This window comes from Solibacillus sp. FSL W7-1464, from assembly GCF_038004425.1.
In the GTDB taxonomy this organism is placed as follows: domain Bacteria; phylum Bacillota; class Bacilli; order Bacillales_A; family Planococcaceae; genus Solibacillus.
Window position 1 is genome coordinate 501,232 of record NZ_JBBORC010000001.1, and the last position, 24,283, is coordinate 525,514.

The window sequence follows — 24,283 nt, forward strand, 5'->3', positions numbered from 1 at the left end:
GAAAGAAGGATTGTTGTGTCGAAGAAATTTAAATGGCAATGGGGAAGTTTTTTTGTAGGAATGATGATCATGGCGCTTGGTATTACGATGACGATTAAAGGGAATGTCGTCGGAACAGCTCCATGGGATGTTTTCCATATTGGTCTTTACAAGCAAATCGGATTGACGATCGGTTCTTGGTCCATTTTAACGGGTCTGACGATTATTATCGGGACATCGATTTATTTGAAACGCATTCCGAAGCTTGCGACGTTTTTAAATATGCTGTTCATCGGTTCATTTATCGATTTGTTCAACTGGCTTCTGCCGGAAACAAGTATATTTGTACTGGAGCTTGCGTATTTTACTGCCGGCTTTTTTGTAATGAGCATAGGCTGTGCGCTCTATATTGCGGCAAGTCTTGGCGAAGGTCCGCGTGATACGATCATGATGATTATTGCGAGCAAAGGCTATTCTGTGAAAACAGGGCGGCTCGTAATGGAAGTATTTGCGACAGGTGCCGGATGGCTGCTTGGTGGTCCTGTTGGTTTCGGGACGGTTATTTTAGCGCTCGGCACAGGTTATGTCATTCAGCCTTCACTGTTTTTCTTTAAAAGAAAGCTTGAGGAAATAATCGGAGAGCCGCTTACATAAAATTTTCATTCTCTGTGCTAAAATATAGTGGAAATAGATATCGAAAGGATGAACGCGCATGTCAAATGTATTAAACACCTTTTTAGATGAAAATTTACTGGCACTACAAGCACAAGGTTTATACAACGAAATCGATCCGGTGGAAGGTGCAAACGGTCCGATCATTAAAGTTGCCGGCAAACAGCTCATAAACCTGTCATCAAATAACTATTTAGGTTTGGCGACGAACGATGAGCTGAAAAAGATTGCTCAGGACACAATCGCCTCATACGGTGTTGGTGCAGGTGCTGTTCGTACAATTAACGGTACGCTCGATCTACACGTGAAATTGGAAGAAACATTAGCGAAATTTAAAGGTACAGAAGCAGCAATCAGCTATCAATCAGGCTTCAACTGTAATATGGCGGCAATTTCTGCTGTTATGGACAAAAATGATGCGATTTTATCGGATGCATTAAACCATGCTTCAATTATCGACGGCTGCCGTTTATCTAAAGCGAAAATTATTCCATTCGCTCATGCGGATATGGATGATTTACGCGCAAAAGCAAAAGACGCAACAGAATCAGGCCTCTACAATAAAGTAATGGTTATTACAGATGGTGTTTTCTCGATGGATGGCGATATTGCCAAGCTTCCGGAAATCGTGGAAATCGCAAAAGAATTTGATTTAATCACATATGTAGACGATGCACACGGTTCTGGCGTTACAGGTAAAGGTGCCGGAACAGTGAAGCATTTCGGTCTGCAACATGACATCGACTTCCAAATCGGTACATTATCAAAAGCGATCGGTGTTGTCGGCGGCTATGTAGCAGGGAAGAAAAATCTGATCGACTGGCTGAAAGTGCGCTCCCGTCCGTTTTTATTCTCAACAGCATTGCCACCAGGGGATGTTGCGGCGATTACACGTGCGGTAGAGATGATTATGGAATCGACAGTGCTGCATGACAAGCTTTGGGAAAACGGTCAGTATTTAAAAGATGGCCTAGCAAAACTTGGCTTTAATATCGGAGAATCGGAAACACCGATTACACCATGTATTATCGGCGAAGAAAAGCTGACACAACAATTCTCGAAACGCTTGCTTGAAGAAGGTGTGTACGCAAAAGCAATCGTGTTCCCGACAGTACCAAAAGGAACAGGTCGTGTGCGCAATATGCCGACAGCTGCACATACAAAAGAAATGCTCGATGAAGCACTAGCGATTTACGAAAAAGTAGGCCGCGAGTTGGAAGTAATTAAATAAACGATGTATGCTCAGCGCTGTTTTTGATGGCGCTGAGTTTTTTGTTGAGGATTAAAAAAATGCGGCGAATAAAGCACCGCATTTCCGATAGTAGCATCTACACCAAAAATTTATTTCAAAACCGACTGCGCAAACAGCCCAAGCTTCGCGATACGCTGCATTGCTTCACGCAAACGTTCTTCATCAACGAGCAGCCCGACACGAATATAGCCTTCGCCGTACTCACCAAACCCATTGCCGGCTGCAACAGCAATATCCGCTCTTTCCAGCAGAAAGTCGGCGAACAGTTCACTCGTATATGGTGCAGGTACTGGGAGCCAGGCAAAGAATGAGCCTTTCGGAGCGGTAACTTCCCAGCCGATTTTACGGGCCTCTTCAACGAGTACATTGCGGCGGCGCTCATATAATGCACGCAATTCCTCTACACAGGATTGTTCCTCATTCAGTGCAACGGCTGCTGCATGCTGAATTGCAGGGAACTGGCTGCAAAACAGATGGTCCTGAATAATATTGATCGCTTCAATGATTTTTGCGTTACCGACAGCAAAGCCGATGCGCCAGCCTGCCATATTGTACGATTTGGACAATGTATAAAGCTCAATGCCGACTTCTTTTGCACCGGGTGCCTGCAGGAAGCTTGGCGGGCGTTCACCATCAAAGCCTAGTGCCCCGTAAGCGAAGTCATGGGCAATCGCAACGTTATTTTCTTTAGCGAACTGTACGGTCTGTTCAAAAAATTCATGCGTTGCGACACCGCCAGTCGGGTTGTTCGGATAGTTTAAATACATCAATTTTGCCCGTTGTTTAATGTCTGCGGACAAAGCCTCGTAGTCTGGCAAAAAGTGATTTTCCTCTTGAAGTGGCATCGTATCAAACTTTACATCTGCAAGTGCGGCACCGGATAAGTAATCCGGATAACCCGGATCTGGGAGAAGCATATAATCCCCAGGATTCAGGAGACCGAGCGGAAGTTCGACTAAACCGATTTTCGTTCCTCCAAGAACGGCCACTTCTGTAGCAGGATCAATATCGACATTATATTCACGTTTATAAAAGTCCGCAGCTGCCTGCTTAAGCTCTGCAATACCGCGGAACGGAGAATATTTATGTGTTTGCGGGTCGTTTGCCGCATTTTGCAGTGCTTCAATAATATGCGCCGGTGTTGGCTGGTCCGGATTTCCCTGACCTAAATTAATCACATCGCGTCCTTGGGCAAGCGCTTCATTTACTTTGTTTACAAGTGCTGCGAAAAACTGTGGTGGTAACTGCTGCAGCTTTTTCGAGAATTCAATCATTCTTTATCACCTCTGAAAAATAGTAAGGTTAATGTTAGTCCAAAACTTCACTTAAGTAAAGTGAAGATTTTGACAACTTGAGGTGAAATGTTACAATGAGTACGAATATGCGAAAATAGATTCGCACGGAATTTTTAAGGCGGTGGCAGTTATGAAAATCGGTTGTATTCAATTGAATGTTGGTTTTGGCAAGGTAGATGAAAACTATGAACGCGCGGAGAAATTTATTCGCGAAGCAGTAGCAGGCGGTGCTGAAATCGTTGTATTGCCGGAAATGTGGAATACGGGCTATGCGCTCGAAAAACTGGAAGAGCTGGCGGACGAAAATGGTGAACGTACAAAAGCATTTTTAAGCAGCCTTTCAAAAGAACTGGCAGTACATATTGTAGGCGGGTCGGTATCGGTGAAGCGTGATGATAAGTTTTACAATACGATGTACACGTACAATCGCGATGGTGAATTAGTCGGCGAGTACAGTAAAGTGCATTTATTCCGCTTAATGGATGAGCATATGTATTTGGAATCCGGCAGTGATATGAACCGTTTCGCATTAGGCGAGCTCGAAGCGGGCGGAGCGATTTGCTATGATATTCGCTTCCCGGAATGGCTGCGTTCTCATGCATTGGATGGTGCTAAGGTGCTGTTCGTACCAGCACAATGGCCGACACCACGTATTGATCACTGGAAAATATTACTGCAGGCACGAGCAATTGAAAACCAGTGCTTCGTCGTTGCGGTAAACCGTATTGCCCGTAAAGTGGAGAATTTCAATGGTCAGTCAATGATTATCGGGCCATGGGGTGAAGTGCTTTGGACAGGTGCAGAAGATGAGGAACTGGCGATTATTGACGTTGATTTTTCGACGGTCGATGAAGTGCGCGGCCGCATTCCTGTATACGAAGATCGCCGTCCGGGTCTTTATGAAAAAGTAGTGAAAGAATAAAGTTAAAAGTGTACCGGATGAATGCCGGTGCGCTTTTTTTGCATTAAGCAGCAAATCAACTCAATCCTACAAAAAAAATTCCCCAACAACCAAAACAACCACTACTTTCCACTTGCCATCTCACACGTCTCATTTTAATATAAGAACAAATGTTCTATATAAGGAGATGAGCTTTATGTATGAAAATGCGCCGGAACGTTCGATTATATGTATTGATATGCGCAGTTTTTATGCAAGCTGTATTGCATCGGTTGAAAATTTAAATGTAATGGAAGTCCCGATTGCGATTGTCGGAAATTTTCAGCAAAAGGGAAGTGTTGTACTTGCAGCGTCCCCTCCGATGAAAAAGCGCTTTAATATTCGCACAGGTTCGCGATTATACGAAATCCCGCCACATCCGGATATTCGGCTTTTTGAACCGCGGATGTCATTATTTATACGCATATCAATGGAAATTACACGTCTGTTCAACGAGTTCGTTCCAAAAGAGGCCATTCATGTATATAGCGTCGACGAAAGTTTTATCGATTTAACCGGAACCGAAAAGTTATGGGGACCGCCCGAAGAAACGGCAAAATACATTCAGCAGCTCGTCTACAATCAATTTGAAATTCCATGTGCAGTCGGTTTCGGCCCGAATATGCTAATGGCAAAATTGGCGCTCGATATCGATGCAAAAAAGACGGGATTCGCGAAATGGACATATAATGATGTACCGGATAAACTGTGGCCGATTATGCCGCTATCCACAATGTGGGGTATCGGCAGCCGTACGGAAAGAACGCTGAACCATATGGGCATTTATTCGGTCTACGATTTGGCGCATGCCGATTTAGCATTACTTGAAAAGCGATTCGGAGTTCTTGGCAATCAGCTTTATTATCATGCTTGGGGAATTGATCATTCGACAGTCGGTGCGCCGATTATGCAAGGGCAGATCAGCTTCGGTAAAGGCCAGATGCTGATGCGCGATTATCGCAGTCGAAAGGAAATTTTAGTCGTACTGCTGGAAATGTGCGAAGACGTGGCAAGGCGGGCACGGGAAGCGAAAAAAATTGGTCGGACGATTTCATTGGGGCTTAGCTACAGCAAAGATGCCTTCGGGGGCGGATTTCATCGTTCACGCACAATCGATGAGCCGACAAACGATACACTGAAAATTTTCGAAGTGTGCAAGCAGCTGCTCGACGAGTCTTATGCCGAACGACCGGCACGTAAAGTGACGATTACATTAAGCAATATTGAAAGTGAATATTCGATGCAGCTCAGCCTGTTCGATGAAATGCGTTGGCGCAACCGCAAGCTTGGAGAAACGATGGACCGTTTACGTACAAAATACGGCACAACAGCGATATTGCGTGCGGTTTCCTATACGGAAGCGGGTACTGCGCTGACAAGGGCTAAATTAGTAGGCGGGCATAAACAATAAGGAGTGAAGGCGATGAACAGAGATAGAGGAACAATTAAATGGAGCGCAATGATGCTGCCGGAGCATGTCAAACTATTGCGTGAATGGCAAGAAGAGGACGCAATTGTTACCCAACCCCAACTCGACGAAGCCCAGTTAGAACAAATTAACATCAATCTGCAGCGAGCCTACACAGAGCATTGCCCGATCCAACTAAAAGTATGGGAACAAACAGGCATCTATACAGTTTCCGGGGCAATTCAAAAAATCAGCATCCACGAACAATACGTAAAACTGACGAACAGCGAGAAAATTCAGTTCCACCATATTTATGAAGCACTCTTGGATGAGTAGACTTTCCGATTGTCCAATAAAAATAGACAATAAATGGGGAGATAACTCCAGCGGAAAGGTCCGACCCGGAATGGAAATCAACCCCATGTTAGAAAGAGAAATTAATTTCTCTCAATCTTATAACGAGAACCACCCTAATAGAAGAAATTTTTCTATTCGAATATTTCACACGTACAAATGTATTGCTCAAAAAGAATATTTTTAAAATATTGTTTTTTACAAAAGAACACCCTATAATAAATTTCATGAAAATGTTTGAACACTAAGTTTTGCGGATGGTTCTATGTATTTTCCACAAGGACATTTGTTTTAATAGATGAGAAATAATAGACGGTATATTCAGCGGTAACAGGCTGAAAAACTGTCTTTTAAAGGATAGGGAGGCTTCAGCTTGAAGAAAATTATGGTGACCGGTGCTTTAGGTCAAATTGGTTCGGAATTAGTAGAGAAATTACGCCATACGTATGGCACAGATAATGTATTGGCAACAGATATTCGAAAAATTGATCAGCATGAAGGTCCATTTGAAGTATTGGATGTAACAGATGGGAAACGCATGCACACACTTGCCCATGATTTTGGTGCAGACACGATGATACACATGGCTGCATTACTCTCGGCAACAGCAGAAAAAAATCCGGTATTCGCCTGGAATTTAAATATGGGCGGTTTAATGAATGCACTTGAAGTGGCACGTGAACTGGATATGCAGTTTTTCACGCCAAGTTCAATCGGTGCATTCGGTCCTTCTACGCCAAAGGACAATACACCGCAAGATACACTGCAGCGTCCAACAACGATGTACGGTGTCAATAAAGTAGCAGGCGAATTATTATGCGATTACTACTACACACGTTACGGACTGGATACACGCGGTGTCCGTTTCCCGGGGCTGATTTCTTATGTGACGCCACCTGGTGGAGGAACGACGGACTATGCGGTAGATATTTATTATAAAGCAATTGCGGAAGGACGCTACACATCGTATATTGCAGAAGGTACGTATATGGATATGATGTATATGCCGGATGCACTGCAGGCCATTGTGGATTTAATGGAAGCAGATTCGGCAAAGCTTGAGCACCGCAATGCATTCAATATTTCGGCGATGAGCTTTGAGCCGTCTCAAATCGCAGCCGAAATTAAAAAGCATATTCCAAGCTTCACAGTGGATTATGAGGTGGACCCGATCCGTCAGGCAATTGCCGACAGCTGGCCAAATGCAATCGATTCATCAGCAGCGATTGAGGAATGGGGCTTTAAAGCAAGCTACGATCTGGAAAAAATGACGATCGATATGCTGGAAAAACTAAAAGTACGACTGGCACAAAACGCGATTTAACTTAAGAAGCGAGTGAAACTGTGGAAAAACAGTTCACTCGCTTTTTTTTTTAGGTGCCTGCGGAAATCCTTGATGCGGGAGACCCTAAAAGCGAAATTCTATACTATCCGCTTTATCTGGTAAAATGAAATTCTTGCATTATTAACAAAATATTTTCATTTTTCAGTATATTATATTAGAATGATATTGTGGGAGAAATTAGGAGGTGTTTTATCGGAAATGGGGATTGCCGGTAAAAGAGAACGCCTCATAAAAGGGGGAAATATATTATGATGATGCAAACACCACTCGTTCTAACGGACATGATCAAGCGTGCAGAAACGTATTATGCACACAAAGAAATTATTTCACGTACAAGTGAGGAAAAGGTGCATCGCCTTACATACGGGCAATGGGTGAAACGCACAAGAAAACTGGCGCATGCATTAACAAAGCTGGGCATGGAGCGCGGCGACAAAATTGCTTCATTTGCCTGGAACCAGCACCGCCATTTAGAAGCGTATTTTGCGGTCCCATGTACAGGCGCAATTTTGCATATGGTCAATATCCGCCTGTCACCGGAACATATTGCGTACATTATTAATCATGCGGAAGATAAAATAATTTTAATAGATGAAGATTTAGTACCGCTCATTGAAGAAGTGCAGTCGGAGCTGAAAACAATTGAACATTACATCATTATGGCGGATGGGGAGCTGCCGGAAACAACATTGCCGAATGTCCTGTCATACGAGGCATTGCTGGAAGAAGCAGATGAAAACTTTGCGTTTCCGGAAGACTTGGACGAAAATGCGCCGGCGAGCATGTGCTATACAAGCGCAACAACGGGAAATCCAAAAGGGGTCGTGTATACACATCGTTCGCTCGTGCTGCATTCCATGTCGATCTCAATGGTGGACACAATGGCGATTTCGGAACGTGACACGATTTTACCGATTGTTCCGATGTTCCATGTCAACGCCTGGGGGATGCCGTTTGCAGCAGTGAATGTAGGGGCTACGCAAGTATTGATCGGTCCGCAATTTACACCGGCATTAATATTGGATTTCATTGAGAGATATAATGTAACAAAAACGGCAGGTGTCCCGACAATCTGGCTCGGTGCATTGCAGGAGCAGGAAAAAAGAGCCCGTAATTTATCGACATTACAGGAAATTTTCTGTGGAGGATCTGCTTCGCCAAAAGGACTTATTAAAAAATACGAAGAAATGGGCGTCAACTATATTGTGGCATACGGCATGACGGAAACTTCACCGATCGTTTCGATGTCACGTGATCTATCACATATGGATGACTGGTCGTTGGATGAAAAAATCGAAACACGCGCGATGCAAGGGTTAACGGTTCCTGGGATTGAATCGAGCATTGTCAATGAAAATGGAGAAGTGCCTTGGGATGGCGAAACAATGGGCGAGCTGCGTCTGCGTGGCCCATGGATTGCGGCCGAATATTATGAGGATGAGCGTACAGCGGAAGCATTTTCTGATGGGTGGCTCTATACAGGAGATATCGCGGTTCGCTCAAAAGAGGGATTCATTAAAATAACAGACCGAACGAAAGATCTGATCAAATCCGGTGGTGAGTGGATATCGTCCGTTGATTTGGAAAATGCGCTCATGTCGCATGAAGCGGTATTTGAGGCGGCGGTGATTGCCATTCCACACGCGAAATGGCAAGAGCGACCGCTGGCATGTGTTGTTCTGAAAGAGGGAGCAAATGCGACGAAAGAAGAGCTGACGGCATTTTTGGAAGGTCAATTTGCGAAGTGGTGGCTGCCGGACGATATTGTATTCTTAACGGAGATTCCGAAAACTTCTGTCGGGAAATTCTTAAAAGCAAAACTGCGTGAAAATGTGAATGAAATTTATCCGCAGCTCCAACTATAGTGTGGAATGAAATAAAAAACGGGGACGCATCGGATTACCGAGCGTTCCCGTTTTTCGTCGTCCCGCCTACGAAAAAGCGTTTCATAAGGGATAGTCCTAAGTTGAAAAGGAAAATAATGAGTGCAACACGAAAGAATGCGACAAAGTATTGCCAAGTCGTTGTATTGTCAATGAATAACTTTGACATGCTATCTACTAATACATACGTAAAATAACCGGCAATCGCGATAAAAAACAAACCACCAAAAAAATCCTTTACATTCATCTGGAACCTCCACTAAATAGATTTAATCAAAGGATACCATATAAAGGAAACATAATATATATAGAAGAAAGCAGGATGCAAAGACATGTAAAGAGAAGGGGTCCTCCAATTCATCAAGTCGTTGCATCCTCTTACTCAGCAATTAAATCACGGCCGATTTCTTCGTTGCCTGTACAAGCGCTTCGATTGTTGCCCAGTCCTGCTCGACGAGTGCCGTCACAATTTTACTGCCGACAATTACTCCATCCGCAATGTCGCCGAAGCCTTTTACATGTTCAGTCGTAGAAATCCCGAAGCCCGCTAGCACCGGGATATTGCTCGCTGCTTTCAAGTTCGCAAAATGCGCGGCAAGTTCCGTGGCAAAGCTTGCACGTTCACCGGTAATACCATTTACCGTTACGGCATAAACAAACCCTTCACTTGCAGCAGCTAATTTTTTTATGCGTTCAGGAGGGCTCATCAACGATACGAGCTGGACAAGCGCAATACCGTTTTCCTTTAAAGTATCATGTAGTAAAGCACTTTCTTCAAAAGGCATATCCGGTACAATCAGTCCTTCGACACCACCAAGTTTTGCATCCTTTGCAAATGCTTCAATCCCATAAGCCAGAATCGGGTTTAAGTACGTCATGACAACGAGCGGAATATGGATTTCCTGTGCAAAGCTTTGCAGTTCATCCAGTACTTTTTTCAATGTCACACCGTGAGCAAGTGCACGTTCGCCCGCTTGCTCAATTGTTGGTCCATCTGCTACAGGATCGGTAAATGGAATGCCGACTTCAATTGCGGAAACTCCAATTTGCTGTAGTTTCAATATAGTAGGTTTTAATGTTTCAAGCCCGCCATCACCTGCCATAATATAAGGAACAAATGCTTTGTCCCCTGCTGCTAATACGTTTTCAAGCTGTTTTTGCAATGTCATTTCACGCCACCTCCGAGTTTATCCATTAATGTATGAACATCTTTGTCCCCACGACCTGATAAGCAAACGACAACAATTTCATCAGCAGGACGGTTTTTGGCAAATTGACTTGCATAGTAAACGGCATGGGCACTTTCCAAGGCCGGTAAAATTCCTTCCGTTTCACATAACAGCTTCACACCTTCAAGTGCCTGTTCATCTGTAACAGAAGGGTAGGCAGCACGACCTGTTTCATGTAAATGACAGTGTTCCGGCCCAACTCCAGGATAATCGAGTCCCGCTGAAATTGAATGAGCTTCTTGAACAAAACCGTTATCATCCTGCAGTAAATACATGAATGCACCGTGAAGGACACCTGTTTTTCCGACATGAATTGCTGCCGCATGCTTGTCGGTATTGACACCGGACCCTGCAGCTTCCACTCCGTATAATGCTACATCCTGATCTTCCACAAACGGGTAGAACATTCCGATTGCATTACTGCCGCCACCGATACAAGCAATAACTGTATCCGGAAGACGTCCTTCCTGCTGTAAAATTTGGGCACGTGTTTCATCCCCGATGACACGCTGGAAATCACGGACAATTGTAGGGAAGGGGTGTGGTCCAAGTGCCGACCCTAAAATGTAATGCGTATCTTCTATATGAGTAACCCAGTGACGCAACGCTTCATTAACCGCATCTTTCAATGTAGCGGAACCTTTTTCGACCGCCACAACTTTTGTTCCGAGCAGCTCCATACGGAAAACATTCAGTTGCTGACGGCGTACATCTTCTGCCCCCATGTAAACGATACATTCCATATCAAGCAGTGCACATGCAGTTGCTGTTGCGACACCATGCTGACCTGCGCCAGTTTCAGCGACAATCTTTTTCTTCCCCATACGTTTTGCCAAAAGTGCCTGGCCGATCGCATTATTTATTTTATGTGCACCCGTATGGTTTAAATCTTCACGTTTTAAATAGATTTTCGCACCGCCGACTTTTTTCGTTAAACGCTCCGCAAAATAAAGGGGGGTTTCACGTCCGACATATTGCTTTAAATAATAGTCAAGTTCTTCCTGGAAAGAGGGGTCCTTTTTTGCTTCCTCATATGCAAGCTCCAATTCCTCAAGTGAAGTCATCAATGTCTCGGGCACAAACTGACCGCCGAATCGCCCGAAGCGTCCTTTTACTGTCGTCATAAAATCAACTCTCCTTTTGCTGTTTCAATAAAATTCGTAATCGCTGCTGAACTTTTTCGGCCATCTACTTCTACACCACTTGAAACATCTACTGCAAATGGCTCGACAAGCATAATCGCCAGTCCAACATTTTCTTCATTTAGTCCACCTGCCAAAATGACCTTTTCAAGCGGGATTTTTACTTTATCAAGAAGCATCCAGTCAAAGGACTTTCCGCTACCTCCACGGAAGTCAGTTCCAGGCGCATCGAACAAATAATAGTCCACATCATATGTTGCCGCACGTGTCACATCGTCTTCACTACGAATCGAGAACGCTTTAATTGCCGGCAGCCCGATTTCCTGAATCTGCTCGGGCGTTTCATCCCCGTGATACTGGATATAATCGAGTCCGACTTCTTTTGCAATTTGACGAATTTTGGCCGGCTCTTCATTGACAAAAACCCCGACCTTTTTGACCGTCCCCGGAATTGCCTTTGCAAGCTTCACTGCTTCCTCTACCGTAATGCGTCGTTTACTGGGCGCAAACATAAATCCGATAAAATCAGCACCTGCTTTGACCGCTGTTTCTACATGTTCGATTTCTTTTAATCCGCAAATTTTTACTTTTGTCATCGATTTTCGCCAACCTTTGCTGTTATGTCGATTTGTAGTGCTTTAAGTGAGTTTTTGACATCGTCGCTGCGCATTAACGCTTCGCCGACTAAAATTCCTTTTGCGCCAGCATTCGCCACAAACTGTGCATCTTCCGGACCTAAAATTCCGCTTTCACTAATAAATGCAATCGGTGATGGGGGAAGAAGCTGTGCAATTTCAAGTGTTGCCGACAGTGAAACATCGAATGTTTTCAAATTCCGGTTATTCACTCCGATAATATTTGCTCCAATGGCAAGGGCACGCTTTAATTCATCGGCATCATGTACTTCAACGAGCACTTCCAGCTGTTGTTCTGTTGCATAGGCGTAAAGTGATTTCAGCTGGTCATCTGTTAATGCTGCGACAATCAACAGGACAACCGATGCGCCGGCAGCCTTCGCATAGTCGATCTGCACTTCATGAATGATGAAGTCTTTACATAAAACCGGTATGTCCACAGCATTTGCGACTGCATTTAAATCCGCATAGCTTCCTTTGAAAAATGCGCGCTCTGTCAATACGGAAATACAGGCAGCACCCGCTTCTTCATATTGTAAAGCTTGCTCGACAGGGTCGACTTGTGTCGCAATATCGCCTTTGGAAGGGGAGGCACGTTTCATTTCCGAAATGACTTGCAATGAATTGGCTGATATCAGTGTTTCATATAGAGAAGGGCGAACCTTATCGATTGTTAAAAACACAGGCTTTGTCGAAAGCAATTGTGGCAGCTCAGTCTTTTTCTGGTCAATAATACGGTCTAAAATCGTCATTTTACGGGTTCCTCCTGCATCTGTTTTTCGCTGTAAGCAACAATATTCTCTAATTTTTCATAAGCGCGACCAGACATTATACTGTCCTTCGCCATGTCGATACCTTCTTTCATCGTTTCGGCAAGCCCGTATGCAAAGAAGCCAATGCCGGCATTTAAAAGAACTGTATCAAAATACACGCTTTGTTTTCCTTTTAATAAGTCACGCATAATATCCGCATTTTCTGCAGGAGTACCGCCGCGAATTGCAGAAAGTGGCTGTGCGGCTAAGCCGACATCTTCAGCACGCAGTTTAAATGGAATCATGTCTCCGCGGTCTAACAATACAAAAGTGTTTTCGCCATCCAGTGATGCTTCATCCATTCCTTGTGCACCCGATACGACGATTGCCCGTTCACGTCCCAGCATATGGAGAACTTCCGCATAATCGGTCGTGAAGCTCGGTCGGTTAATACCGACAAACTGTGTCTTTAACGGGACAGGGTTTGTCAGGGGACCAACTAAATTGAAAATCGTCGGTTTGCCGATTGCCTGTCGAACTTCACCAATCCGTTTTAACTTCGGATGCATGTTCGGAGCATGTAAAAAGGCGATACCGTGCTGTTTGAGCAATTCTGATGTTTGCTCGATATTCGGCAGCAGCGTAATGCCAAGTGCCTCCAATACATCCGAACTTCCTGAAGCACTCGATACTTTCCGGTTGCCATGCTTTGCTACTGAAATGCCGCCACCTGCCAATACAAATGCGGAAGTCGTACTTATATTGAAGCTTTGAAGTCCATCGCCGCCTGTGCCGCAGTTATCAATATAAATGCCTTCGGGTACGTCAACAGCAACTGCATGTGATTTCATAACAGAAGCTAAGCCTGCAACTTCATGTGCCGTTTCTCCTTTTGCGCTCATCGCTGTTAAAAATGAGGCGATCTGTTCTTTCGGTGTTTGTTCATTAAAAATAAGCTGTGCTGCCTGCTGCATTTCCTCAAAAACTAAGTGCTCTTTTCGCTCAATCTGTTCAATGTATGGAAGTAAAGACATGTTCATCATCCTTTCAGTAAAGAGTGGAATGGCGCTTCTTCGTCTGTTTCCGAGTGAAGCTGTGCGACATTTCCTTGAATTATTATCGTTTGTTCGGGTGTTGTGAAATCGACCTGGCCATTAAAGCCGATATAGCCGATCAAGCCTTGTGCTGGTAATAGCCCTTTCACGACATCGATGGCATGAAGGGTAGGGCTTAACGTACTTGTTGTAACATTGGCAAGCTGTTGCACCGAATTTTCCGTACTAAAGCGTTCAATTGACGGTGCGTCATTTGTAACGGAAATATTCCCGTTCCTTACTTGCACATAGTTTGATTTTGATGTACCGATTACTGTGCAATCATCAAATTCGACATAGTACATATATGGTGCCGCGTGCTCAACGCGCATTTTTCGATAAAGGGAAAGGGCCTCTCCGGTAAATTGTGCACGATAACGTCCATTTTCCTCTTTTTCGACACGTTGTAATGTATAGGATGACTGTTCAGGTGTCGGTGTTGTAAACAGCTGTTCAATCAATTGATCAATGTTTGGTTCTACTTGTTCTGCTTCAATATTTGTATGGAAAACAGCGATTTCATCTGTTAAATGATCAAAAATAACGAGTGTGTCGTAAACATGAAACTGCAGTTCAGGCAAGGGCTTTTGCAATGCGTGAATATAGCCGATTCCGCCACCTGTAAAGGGATATTCCGTATGGGATGAAACACGCGGCATCACTTGCTTCAACAGTTGGATCAGCTCGCCTTCATATGTGTAGGCTTTATTGGAATGATGCGTATGGTCTAAAAGCTGATCATCTGCCCCAATATACGTTTTGCGCGGATTGACACCGATGAACGAATAGCGTCCATTGCCATCATATTTAGAGGAACTTTCCAATAAAAATTTCCGTTCACCTTGCAGTCGCTGGAAAATAGAAATCGGTGTCAGTAAATCCCCATTTACTTTTTTCATTGATGTACGAAAATGTTGCTGAACTACCATTTGAAACACTCCTTTTTTGAAATAAACTACGCCTTTACGATTCAGATCATTTAGCATTCTTGTAATTAATTTAAGTTTTGCTGAATAAAAAAATCGCCCTCAGCAAAAGAATTAACTTTTGCGAAAGGACGATTTTCACCGCGTTGCCACCTCGTTTGAAGCAAACCAAAAAAGCTTGCTTCCACTTAAACCTGATAACGGCAGGGTACCGTCCGCCGACTAACGCCAGCAGCTTTCATAAGGCCCATTCACATTTACCTTTTGGCGTATTTTCACCAGCCATACGCTCTCTGGACAAAACGATAAATGCTACTCTTCTTATTCAACAATTTACTCAACTAAGCTCTACTAAAAGAAAACGGTGGTCACGCTCCCGTAACCTGCTACCGTAAATAACATTTGAATTATGCTTTATTCTAACACTGAAAAACGAAATGTCAAACAATTCTAAAATATTTTTGCTAAATAAAAAACCAGCTGATGTTTAAAAATCAGCTGGTGAAACAATCGAAATTAGATTAATTTTTTGAAATCCAATCGTTTATTTAAAGTGTACATAATCGGTGCTCCAACCGCCAATACAACAAATTCGCCAAATGCTACAAACAGCCAAGTTTCCCAGAACGGGAAGCCAAGCACGATGTTCAGCTGTGCTGCAATGATAAACATTGTAAACGTAAAGAGCGTTGTATTGATAATCAGACGAGCCCAAATATTTTTCACAAACTTACAAATGAATATGAAAATTCCCAGTGTAATAATCGTATGTCCGACACCGAATACTAAATCGATTGGACCGATCGAAGACATCAGGAAATTGGAAATAAATACACCTAAAACAACACCTAGCATATAGCGCGGGTTAAATGCGACTAAATGGTTAAAAATTTCGGCAATACGGAACTGTACTTGCCCAAAGCTAATTGGCGCAACAAGCATTGTGACAGCAATATATAATGCTGCAATAATGGCGCTCGCTGCAATAAACTTTACCTTCATATGAAATTCCTCCTAGTTTTTTAACGTGGGATGGTTACGAACCACGCAAAGCAACTGCAATCATAGCAATATTGAAAATAAAAGTAAAGATTTATAGGACTTTTTTTCAATAAATAATCAAAAAATTTACCAAGAGCTAAAACTTCATTAAACCGCGTTGCTTAGCGGTTTGAAGTGTATCAGCTAAACCCCAAAATGAGGCACATTACCTAGAATAAATTCAGAACATTCTAAATGTTATTGACTATCTAAATATGACGCGGTAATATTATTTAAACACTTCATCCAAATGAAGTTCGGCGCTTTAAACCGATAAAGTTAACTAGGGGGAAATAAGATGAGAAAAAATTTAATGAAGCTGTCCTTTTTATTATTCGGGCTTCTTTTATTATTAGCTGCGTGTGGCGGGGAAGAGAGCGAGACATCTTCGAACGAGACGTCAAATGGCGAGGCTGTAGATACAGCTAAAGCAGATAGCGAAAAAACTTTTAAAATCGGAACAACACAAATTGTTGAGCATCCATCATTAGATGCCGCAAAAGAAGGATTTAAAAAGGCAATTGAAGATGCAGGTATTAAAGCAGAATACGTAGACAAATCTGCAAACAATGATAACAGTGCGAACATGACAATCGCTCAGCAGTTAGTCGGGGAAAATGTAGATCTGATTTTCGCGAACTCAACACCTTCAGCACAGGCTGCAAAAAGCGCAACTTCTGATATTCCGGTTATCTTTACATCTGTAACGGATGCAGTAGGTGCGGAATTGATCGATTCAATGGCAACACCTGGCGCTAACGTAACAGGTACGATTGATTTACATCCGGAAACAATGCCGAAAACAGTTGCTTTCCTTAAAGAATTAGGGGCAACAAATGTAGGAATGGTATATAACGCTGGTGAGCAAAACTCTGTTGCACAAATCGCGGCAATAAAAGAAATTGCAGCAAAAGAAGGCGTAACAATCGTAGAAGCAGCAGTATCTGCTTCATCTGAAGTTCGTCAGGCAGCAGAATCATTAGTCGGTAAAGTAGATGCATTCTATATTATTACTGATAATACGGTCGTATCGGCACTTGAATCTGTAATCGAAGTAGCAGATGCAAACAAATTACCGCTTATTGTCGGTGAGCTTGATTCAGTAGAGCGCGGCGGTTTAGCGGCATACGGTTTCGAATACTACGATATCGGCTATGAAGCAGGGCAAATGGCAGCACAAATTTTATTGGAAGGCAAAACACCTTCAGAAGTTCCGGCTGCATATCCGGCTAATTTAAAACTAGTAATCAATAAAGCTACTGCAGAAAACTTAGGCTTGGAAATTAAGCCTGAATGGGAAGCAGAAGTACAATAATTCACTTTTATACAAAAAGCAAGTCAGCCTAAACAGGTATAAAATGTTTAGGCTGACTTGCTTAAAACTTTTAAAAAAGTCAGGAGATGATTCGAGATGTTTACAGCTATGTTTGGGTCAGTGGAGCAAGGGATCATCTATGCAATTATGGCACTTGGGGTTTATTTAACATTCCGTGTGCTGGATTTTCCGGATTTAACGGTTGATGGAAGCTTTGTAACGGGGGCAAGTACGGCAGCGATGATGATTGTGCTTGGCTATAACCCGATCCTTGCCACATTGGTCGCAACAGTTGCTGGATTTATTGCTGGATGTATGACAGGAATTTTACACACGAAAGGGAAGATCAATCCGCTGCTTGCAGGGATTTTAATGATGATCGCCCTCTATTCGATTAATCTACGAATTATGGGATTAAGCTCAGATACCGGTGTAACACGACCAAATATTCCACTATTAAATTCAGAAACAGTTTTTTCGACGTTCGGTTCTTTCTGGGGGAATTTAGGCATTGATTCAGCGATTACAAATGTACTGAAATCAATGGGCTTAGTTTCTGTTCCAACAACTTGGGGTGTTTTAATTTTAATGCTTGTTGTGACGACAATTATTAAACTAGTTGTAGACTGGTTCTTAAAAACAGAAATCGGTCTTGCAATCCGTGCAACAGGCGACAATAAACGAATGATTCGCAGCTTTTCGGCAAATACCGATTCACTGGTCATTTTAGGACTCGGAATTTCAAACGGTATGGTGGCATTATCAGGTGCACTAATTGCCCAGTATACAAAGTTTGCCGATGTCGGATTGGGTATTGGTATGATTGTTGTCGGTCTGGCATCTGTAATTATCGGTGAAGCCATTTTCGGAACAAAGTCGATTGTTCGTGTCACATTTGCAGTTATTGCCGGGGCAATAATTTACCGAATGATTTACGCATTGGCATTACGTGTAAAATGGCTGGACTCAGGGGATATGAAATTAATTACGGCTGTTATCGTTATTTTAGCGCTGGTAATCCCGCAAATCGTAGGGAAATATAAAGAGAAAAAGAGAAAAGCAAAACGTTTGGAAGAACGTCTCGCATTACAGCAGGCAAAAGTGGATATGGAGCAGGGAGGGAAGAGCCTTGCTTAAATTAGATGGCATTAACAAAGTATTTAACGAAGGAACACCCGATGAGAAAATTGCGCTGGACAATATTAACCTGCATTTGGCACCTGGTGATTTCGTTACAATTATCGGAAGTAATGGTGCCGGAAAATCGACAATGATGAATATGATTTCCGGAGCATTAACACCGGATTTCGGCTCTGTCGAAATTAACGGCAATGATTTAACCCGCTTGCCGGAATATAAGCGTGCAGTCCATATCGGCCGTGTTTTCCAAGATCCGATGGCAGGTACAGCACCAACAATGACAATTGAAGAAAACTTGGCGATTGCCTATTCACGTAACACGAAACGTTCATTGCGCTTCGGTGTCGATAAAAAGCGTCGCGAGTTTTTCAAAACGTCATTGGAAAAACTGCATTTGAATTTGGAAAACCGTCTATCGGCAAAAGTCGGATTATTATCGGGCGGGGAACGCCAGGCATTAAGTTTATTAATGGCGACATTTACGAAGCCTTCGATTTTACTGCTTGATGAACATACAGCTGCACTTGACCCATCACGTGCTGAACTTATTACAAAGCTGACAAAAGAGCTTGTTGAGGAAAGTCGGCTGACGACACTGATGGTCACGCATAATATGCAGCAGGCGCTTGATTTGGGGAACCGTCTCATTATGATGGATAAAGGGCAAATCATTCTGGAAGTCGGGGAAGACCGTAAACAGGACTTGACAATTCCGGATTTAATGCACGAGTTCGAACAAATCCGCGGCGAAAAAATGAATTCAGACCGCGCGCTGTTAGGGTAAATAAAGTTCCGGACAGATAAAAAAACTCGATTTTCTCTGAGAGAATCGAGTTTTTTTATTTTGGCTCTTCACCAAAAGTTGGGGATGATTAAAAATTTTCTTTGTAAGCCGTTCTGCTCCGTTTCGGCGGACGCTTTCCGCGGGCATGGCTCCAACTAAATGACCGGTGCCTAAACGGCGGCACCGGTCATTGGATTTTCCGCGCATGCTATTCCTGCAGGAGTCTGCCGCCTGCACTTCGCGCCACTACTGTCTTTTTAACCAAAATGGAGCCGTTTTGCCTTTCGTACAGTTCCTATGTCGACCTTTGAAAGCAATGCATAATGGCTAAATTATTTTACACAAGCAATGCAAACAGTGTACTGTCGTTATTCACTTCTTTATACTCAAAACCGTTTGCGCACATACGTTCAATTAATCCAGCGTGGTCTTCGCGATGTGCAAGCTCAATGCCGACCAGTGCCGGACCACTTTCCTTATTGTTCTTCTTCGTATATTCAAATGTTGTAATATCATCATTCGGACCAAGCACTTCCGTTAAAAATTGACGTAATGCTCCTGAACGCTGCGGGAAACTTACGATGAAGTAGTGCAGCAGCCCTTCATAAATCAGCGAACGCTCTTTAATTTCCTGCATGCGTCCGATATCGTTGTTTCCTCCCGAAATAATGATGACAACCGATTTCCCGCGAATCTGCTCAGCGTAAAAATCGAGTGCAGCAACCGACAATGCTCCAGCAGGCTCGGCGATAATCGCATGCTTATTATAAAGATCTAAAATAGTCGTACATACTTTACCTTCCGGAACAGCGATAATATCATCCAAATAGTGACGGCATACTTCATACGTATCATGCCCCACACATTTAACAGCAGCGCCATCAACAAATTTATCGATCGAATCCAGTGAAACCACTGCTCCGTTTTGGAAAGCTGACTTCATGCTAGCTGCACCTGCAGGCTCAACACCGATAACTTTACTCGAAGGAGATAAGTTTTTAATGTATGAAGAGACACCTGACATTAAGCCGCCACCGCCGATACTGCCAAATACATAATCGATCGGTTCTTCGATATCATTCATAATTTCGACCGCCACTGTACCTTGGCCAGCCATCACATCTGCATCATCGAACGGATGGATAAAAATGCGGTTTTCCTGTTCACAATAGGCAAGTGCGCTTTCCGCAGAGTCATCAAAAGTATCTCCTGCCAACACAATTTCCACAAAGCTTCTGCCGAACATCCGCACCTGATCGATCTTTTGTTTCGGTGTTGTTTTCGGCATAAAGATTGTCGCTTTAATTTCCAGCTTTGCGCACGCATAGGCAACACCTTGTGCATGGTTACCAGCACTTGCACAGACGACACCTGATGCACGGGCCTCTGTTTCGATTTTTTTGATTTTATAATAGGCACCACGTAATTTAAATGAACGAACATGCTGCAAATCTTCACGCTTAAAGTAAATTTTTGCCCCATACTTTTCTGATAAATAGTCGTTTAATTGCAGGGGTGTATGTACAACAACATCTTTTAAAAAATGATGTGCGATTAATACGTTTTCGACTGCAATCGTATTCGGTTGAGTAACTCCCATTTCCATGTAACCTCCGTCATCTGATTAAAGATTATATTATTCTATCATAAATTTATGTCGTAATGGCGTAAAAATTCTGTAAATTATGAAAATTCATCAATATGCCATAATGAAAGCGGTTTAATAGAGAAATTGAGCATTGATTCAGACAAGATTTCCTTTAAATTGAAACGCGGCTCTAAATCTCGTTGAAGTGCATATCCCTGATCGGAACAGGAAAAGCTTATGTATGAAACAAGTCTTAAATCACCTGCCAATGTTTATTTGAAAAACAAAGGGGAAAAATGAATTATTGCGGCAAGGCAATTTTTCGTATAAAGAAAAATTATCGGCAACATCCAAAAACTTATTTCAGGAGGTAACACGATGACTAAAACAGCGATTATTACAGGTGGAGGCAGCGGATTAGGACAGGCAACAGCTATCCGTATGGCTCAGGAAGGTATTAATATTGCGGTAGTGGATGTCAGTGAAAAAGGCGGAAATGAAACGGTTGAACAAGTAAAAGCACATGGTGTAGACGCTATTTTCATTAAAGCGGACGTATCAAAAGCGGAAGAAGTAAAAAACTATGTTGATGAAACAATGAAGCATTTCGGGTCGATTGATTACTTCTTTAACAATGCAGGGATTTCCGGCAGCGGTAAATTCTATTTAGATACTACGATTGAGGAAATCGAACAAATTGTTGGGATTAACTTGCTTGGGGCACTTTATGGTGTACGCTATGTGGCTGAAGTAATGCTGAAAAACGGTGGCGGTTCCATCGTGAATACGGCATCAAGTGCCGGTGTAATTGGACAGGATTCCGTTGTTACATATTCGGCAACGAAACACGGAATTGTCGGGTTAACAAGAAGTATGGTAGCAGAATACGCGAAAGACGGGCTGCGCGTGAATGCAATCGCTCCAGGTCCTACTGAAACACCAATGGTAAAAGCCTTTTATGAAGCAAACCCGCAAATGAAGGAAAATGCTACAGGCGGAATCCCGCAAAAACGTTTAGGTACACCAGAAGAAGTAGCAGAGCTTGTAACCTTCCTGCTGACTTCAAAAGCAGAGTATATAAACGGGGAAGTCATCCGTATTGACGGCGGCTTCACGAGCACGAAGTAAACAGTAAAAAGGGCTGCCCGGATAGTCAGAAGAAAATCTGACTTTCCGGCAGCCCTTTATTGTCTAATTAAAATAATAAATGTGCAATTGCTGCGATAATCGGAATCGAGATAATAGTACGAATTAAGAAAATCATGAACAGATCCCAAAGTTTTAATGGAAGCTTCGTACCTAAAATCAGTCCGCCGACTTCCGACATGTAGATTAACTGTGTAACCGATACTGTCGCGATAAAGAAGCGTGTCATTTCAGATTCGATGCCTGCACCTAAAACGGAAGGTAACAGCATATCCGCAAAACCGACAATCATCGTTTGTGCAGCTTCACCGGCTTCAGGAATTTGCAGAAGCGCTAAAATCGGCTCAAAAGGCATCCCTAAAATACGGAAGAAACTTGTAAACTCGGCTAACACTAATGCGATTGTTGCGAATGCCATAATAATTGGTGTAACCGCAAACCACATTTCCAGAACATTAATAAATCCGTTTTTGATCATTTTCCCTAAGTTACGGTTAGAATCGGCTTTCGATAAAGCATTGTGCAAACCAAAAGAAAATACATTATACCCATCTTGTACATCTTCACGGTTTGCAGGTACTTGTGAGCCATCAATTAATGTATCTGCTTTTTGTTTCAACGGATAAATACGAGGCATAATGAATGCTAAAATTAACCCGCAAATAATAACAGAAGCATAAAACTCGATGAAGTAATCACCAATGCCGATTGTTTCAACTACGACTAAACAGAAAGTAATCGATACGACCGAGAAAGTTGTTGCGATTGTTGCAGCTTCACGGCCTGTATAGTTTTTTTCTTCATATTGCTTGCTTGTAAGCAATACGCCGATTGTGCCATCACCAACCCAAGAAGCAAGACAGTCAATAGCAGAACGTCCTGGAATCTTGAATAGGGGACGCATAATTTTCACCATCATCGAACCGAAAAATTCAAGTAAACCGAAGTCTGTTAATAAAGGCAACAATAAACCGGCAAATAAAAACAGTACAAACATGAAAGTTACGAGACCGGATGCCGGATCAAGCAACACGCCAGTTGTAACGTCACTTGTTAAACTCTCAGGCCCGATTTGGAAAACATACATACTTGCAAATACAACTGCAAATACACGCATGATTGTCCAGAACCAGTTTACACGGAATAATGCATCAACGAGGGTACGTTGTTCTGTTTTCTTCGGAACAAACTGCATTACGACTGATCCTACAGCCGCAACAATAAACACAATGAATGCGAACCAATGAATGAATGGCTCCACTTTGCCTGCCAAAAAGTTTGCCAGGATTGCAATCGGTACTTTTATGCCGTCTTCTGTATTAATTGGTGTAATAAACAGAAATACACCAAGAGCAGAAAGGGCAATAAACAGGAACCAAGTATAGGAAGAAAATTTTGTTTTCATATATGATAACCTCTTTGATTGTTAGTTTGAATATTTATACACTATAAAACGTGAATATTCATTTGTCTACTGTTTTACATAAAGATTAATATTTCTGAAAACTATAGTGATTAAAAAATGAATATAATTAGGGTTTAGACGTAATAAACATCATATTTCCGAAGAAGTAAGCGAAAATTGAACCGAATAAAAATACAAGAGATGAATAAGAAAAAAAGGACGCCTGCAAATTTAAAAATATGCAAACATCCTCGGAATTATAAATATACATTAATCATTAAAAGTTACAGTATAAAACTGTTCGTGATTTAACCAGTTATCTAATGAGACATCACCGGTATCTACCCGTTTTTCTGCGTCTTGAATCATCCAGGCAGTTTGAGAAGCATGCGCTTTTAAAGCTTTTAACTTATCTGCTTTAACAGACTGGATGTCAATTGTAACATCAGGCTCACCGTTTTTCTCGACCGTGTCATTCGCAAATGCACAAGCTAAAATACGTGGGCGATACTGTTTATCGATACGACGTACCGCTTCGAGAACAGCGCGTCCGGTTGCTTCATGATCGGGGTGGACAGCGAAGCCAGGTAAAAAAGTGAAGATTAGGGATGGATTCAGCTCGACAATCAAATCGTTAACGAGCTTGATCATTTTTTCGTCATCTTCAAATTCAACTGTTTTATCACGTAAGCCCATCATACGCAAATCACCGATACCCATTGCTTCACATGCTTCCATCAGCTCTTTTCGGCGGATTTCCGGCAATGACTCGCGTGTTGCGAATGGAGGATTTCCTAAGTTTCGTCCCATCTCGCCCAACGTTAAACAAGCATATGTAACGGGAACTCCCATGTTGTTGAATAAGCGTAATGTACCTGCAACTGAAAAGGCTTCATCATCCGGGTGCGGGTAAACGACTAAAACGTGACGTTCTTCTTGTAATGTCATATAAGCGACC

The 24,283-nt window shown here is 42.7% G+C and carries 23 protein-coding genes, 1 riboswitch and 1 other annotated feature; of the genes, 11 read left to right on the forward strand and 12 right to left on the reverse strand.

Annotated elements, in window-relative coordinates:
- Positions 1-15: 15 nt before the first annotated feature.
- Both MKZ25_RS02500 and MKZ25_RS02505 read left to right on the forward strand, forming a co-directional pair.
- Positions 16-633, forward strand: a complete 618-nt coding sequence (locus tag MKZ25_RS02500) for a YczE/YyaS/YitT family protein (RefSeq protein WP_340799992.1) — start codon at positions 16-18, stop codon at positions 631-633.
- 58 nt (positions 634-691) lie between these two features.
- A complete protein-coding gene (locus MKZ25_RS02505) occupies positions 692-1,882 on the forward strand; it encodes a glycine C-acetyltransferase (protein WP_340799993.1) in 1,191 nt (396 codons plus the stop codon).
- A 110-nt stretch (positions 1,883-1,992) separates the two neighbouring features.
- On the opposite strand, the gene MKZ25_RS02510 is transcribed toward MKZ25_RS02505, so the two are convergent.
- Positions 1,993-3,177 (reverse strand): pyridoxal phosphate-dependent aminotransferase, encoded by a 1,185-nt coding sequence (locus tag MKZ25_RS02510; protein WP_445326848.1) that lies wholly within the window; start codon positions 3,175-3,177, stop codon positions 1,993-1,995.
- Positions 3,178-3,328: 151 nt separating this feature from the next.
- Between MKZ25_RS02510 and MKZ25_RS02515 the strand changes: the two genes are divergently transcribed.
- The 5 genes from MKZ25_RS02515 (at position 3,329) to MKZ25_RS02535 (ending at position 9,110) form a co-directional block, all read left to right on the forward strand.
- Entirely contained in the window at positions 3,329-4,120 is a 792-nt protein-coding gene (locus MKZ25_RS02515; RefSeq protein ID WP_340799994.1) for a carbon-nitrogen family hydrolase, read from the forward strand.
- Positions 4,121-4,295: 175 nt separating this feature from the next.
- Positions 4,296-5,549, forward strand: a complete 1,254-nt coding sequence (locus MKZ25_RS02520; RefSeq protein WP_340799995.1) for a Y-family DNA polymerase — start codon at positions 4,296-4,298, stop codon at positions 5,547-5,549.
- A 12-nt stretch (positions 5,550-5,561) separates the two neighbouring features.
- On the forward strand, positions 5,562-5,882 hold the full coding sequence (locus MKZ25_RS02525) for a YolD-like family protein (RefSeq protein ID WP_340799996.1): 321 nt from the start codon (positions 5,562-5,564) through the stop codon (positions 5,880-5,882).
- Between the two features lie 391 nt (positions 5,883-6,273).
- Positions 6,274-7,224, forward strand: coding sequence for an L-threonine 3-dehydrogenase (locus MKZ25_RS02530; RefSeq protein ID WP_340799997.1), 951 nt, complete (start codon positions 6,274-6,276; stop codon positions 7,222-7,224).
- A 272-nt stretch (positions 7,225-7,496) separates the two neighbouring features.
- Positions 7,497-9,110, forward strand: coding sequence for a long-chain fatty acid--CoA ligase (locus MKZ25_RS02535; RefSeq protein ID WP_340802956.1), 1,614 nt, complete (start codon positions 7,497-7,499; stop codon positions 9,108-9,110).
- Between the two features lie 34 nt (positions 9,111-9,144).
- Here MKZ25_RS02535 and MKZ25_RS02540 read toward each other — a convergent pair whose 3' ends face one another.
- The 8 genes from MKZ25_RS02540 to MKZ25_RS02575 form a co-directional block, all read right to left on the reverse strand.
- Entirely contained in the window at positions 9,145-9,375 is a 231-nt protein-coding gene (locus MKZ25_RS02540; protein ID WP_340799998.1) for a sulfate permease, read from the reverse strand.
- 142 nt (positions 9,376-9,517) lie between these two features.
- The gene (gene trpA, locus MKZ25_RS02545; RefSeq protein ID WP_340799999.1) at positions 9,518-10,297 is read right to left on the reverse strand and encodes a tryptophan synthase subunit alpha; all 780 of its coding nucleotides are present in this window, start codon (positions 10,295-10,297) and stop codon (positions 9,518-9,520) included.
- On the reverse strand, positions 10,294-11,481 hold the full coding sequence (gene trpB / locus MKZ25_RS02550; RefSeq protein ID WP_340800000.1) for a tryptophan synthase subunit beta: 1,188 nt from the start codon (positions 11,479-11,481) through the stop codon (positions 10,294-10,296). The genes trpA and trpB overlap by 4 nt, the downstream gene beginning before the upstream one ends.
- The gene (locus MKZ25_RS02555) at positions 11,478-12,095 is read right to left on the reverse strand and encodes a phosphoribosylanthranilate isomerase (RefSeq protein ID WP_340800001.1); all 618 of its coding nucleotides are present in this window, start codon (positions 12,093-12,095) and stop codon (positions 11,478-11,480) included. Before MKZ25_RS02555 ends, trpB begins: the two co-directional genes overlap by 4 nt.
- Positions 12,092-12,886 (reverse strand): indole-3-glycerol phosphate synthase TrpC, encoded by a 795-nt coding sequence (gene trpC, locus MKZ25_RS02560; RefSeq protein WP_340800002.1) that lies wholly within the window; start codon positions 12,884-12,886, stop codon positions 12,092-12,094. The genes MKZ25_RS02555 and trpC overlap by 4 nt, the downstream gene beginning before the upstream one ends.
- On the reverse strand, positions 12,883-13,920 hold the full coding sequence (trpD, locus tag MKZ25_RS02565; protein WP_340800003.1) for an anthranilate phosphoribosyltransferase: 1,038 nt from the start codon (positions 13,918-13,920) through the stop codon (positions 12,883-12,885). The genes trpC and trpD overlap by 4 nt, the downstream gene beginning before the upstream one ends.
- A gap of 5 nt (positions 13,921-13,925) precedes the next feature.
- Positions 13,926-14,909 carry a metal ABC transporter ATP-binding protein gene (locus MKZ25_RS02570; protein WP_340800004.1) on the reverse strand — a complete coding sequence of 328 codons (984 nt, stop codon included), beginning with the start codon at positions 14,907-14,909 and terminating at the stop codon, positions 13,926-13,928.
- 121 nt (positions 14,910-15,030) lie between these two features.
- Positions 15,031-15,244, reverse strand: a binding site (T-box leader).
- Positions 15,245-15,422: 178 nt separating this feature from the next.
- A complete protein-coding gene (locus MKZ25_RS02575) occupies positions 15,423-15,908 on the reverse strand; it encodes a QueT transporter family protein (RefSeq protein ID WP_339175063.1) in 486 nt (161 codons plus the stop codon).
- 6 nt (positions 15,909-15,914) lie between these two features.
- Positions 15,915-15,959: riboswitch (PreQ1 riboswitch) on the reverse strand.
- A 286-nt stretch (positions 15,960-16,245) separates the two neighbouring features.
- Here MKZ25_RS02575 and MKZ25_RS02580 point away from each other — a divergent pair.
- The 3 genes from MKZ25_RS02580 (at position 16,246) to MKZ25_RS02590 (ending at position 19,186) form a co-directional block, all read left to right on the forward strand.
- On the forward strand, positions 16,246-17,262 hold the full coding sequence (locus tag MKZ25_RS02580) for an ABC transporter substrate-binding protein (RefSeq protein WP_340800005.1): 1,017 nt from the start codon (positions 16,246-16,248) through the stop codon (positions 17,260-17,262).
- 96 nt (positions 17,263-17,358) lie between these two features.
- Entirely contained in the window at positions 17,359-18,399 is a 1,041-nt protein-coding gene (locus tag MKZ25_RS02585) for an ABC transporter permease (RefSeq protein WP_340800006.1), read from the forward strand.
- Positions 18,392-19,186, forward strand: coding sequence for an ABC transporter ATP-binding protein (locus MKZ25_RS02590; protein WP_079524586.1), 795 nt, complete (start codon positions 18,392-18,394; stop codon positions 19,184-19,186). Before MKZ25_RS02585 ends, MKZ25_RS02590 begins: the two co-directional genes overlap by 8 nt.
- A 337-nt stretch (positions 19,187-19,523) precedes the next feature.
- Here MKZ25_RS02590 and ilvA read toward each other — a convergent pair whose 3' ends face one another.
- Complete coding sequence (gene ilvA, locus MKZ25_RS02595; RefSeq protein ID WP_340800007.1) at positions 19,524-20,792, reverse strand: threonine ammonia-lyase IlvA; 1,269 nt, start codon at positions 20,790-20,792, stop codon at positions 19,524-19,526.
- A gap of 360 nt (positions 20,793-21,152) precedes the next feature.
- Here ilvA and MKZ25_RS02600 point away from each other — a divergent pair, with 360 nt between their 5' ends.
- Positions 21,153-21,902, forward strand: coding sequence for an SDR family NAD(P)-dependent oxidoreductase (locus MKZ25_RS02600; RefSeq protein ID WP_340800008.1), 750 nt, complete (start codon positions 21,153-21,155; stop codon positions 21,900-21,902).
- Positions 21,903-21,969: 67 nt separating this feature from the next.
- Here MKZ25_RS02600 and MKZ25_RS02605 read toward each other — a convergent pair whose 3' ends face one another.
- A complete protein-coding gene (locus MKZ25_RS02605; RefSeq protein ID WP_340800009.1) occupies positions 21,970-23,325 on the reverse strand; it encodes a YjiH family protein in 1,356 nt (451 codons plus the stop codon).
- Between the two features lie 270 nt (positions 23,326-23,595).
- On the reverse strand, positions 23,596-24,273 hold the full coding sequence (bshB2, locus tag MKZ25_RS02610; protein ID WP_340800010.1) for a bacillithiol biosynthesis deacetylase BshB2: 678 nt from the start codon (positions 24,271-24,273) through the stop codon (positions 23,596-23,598).
- Positions 24,274-24,283 lie beyond the last annotated feature (10 nt).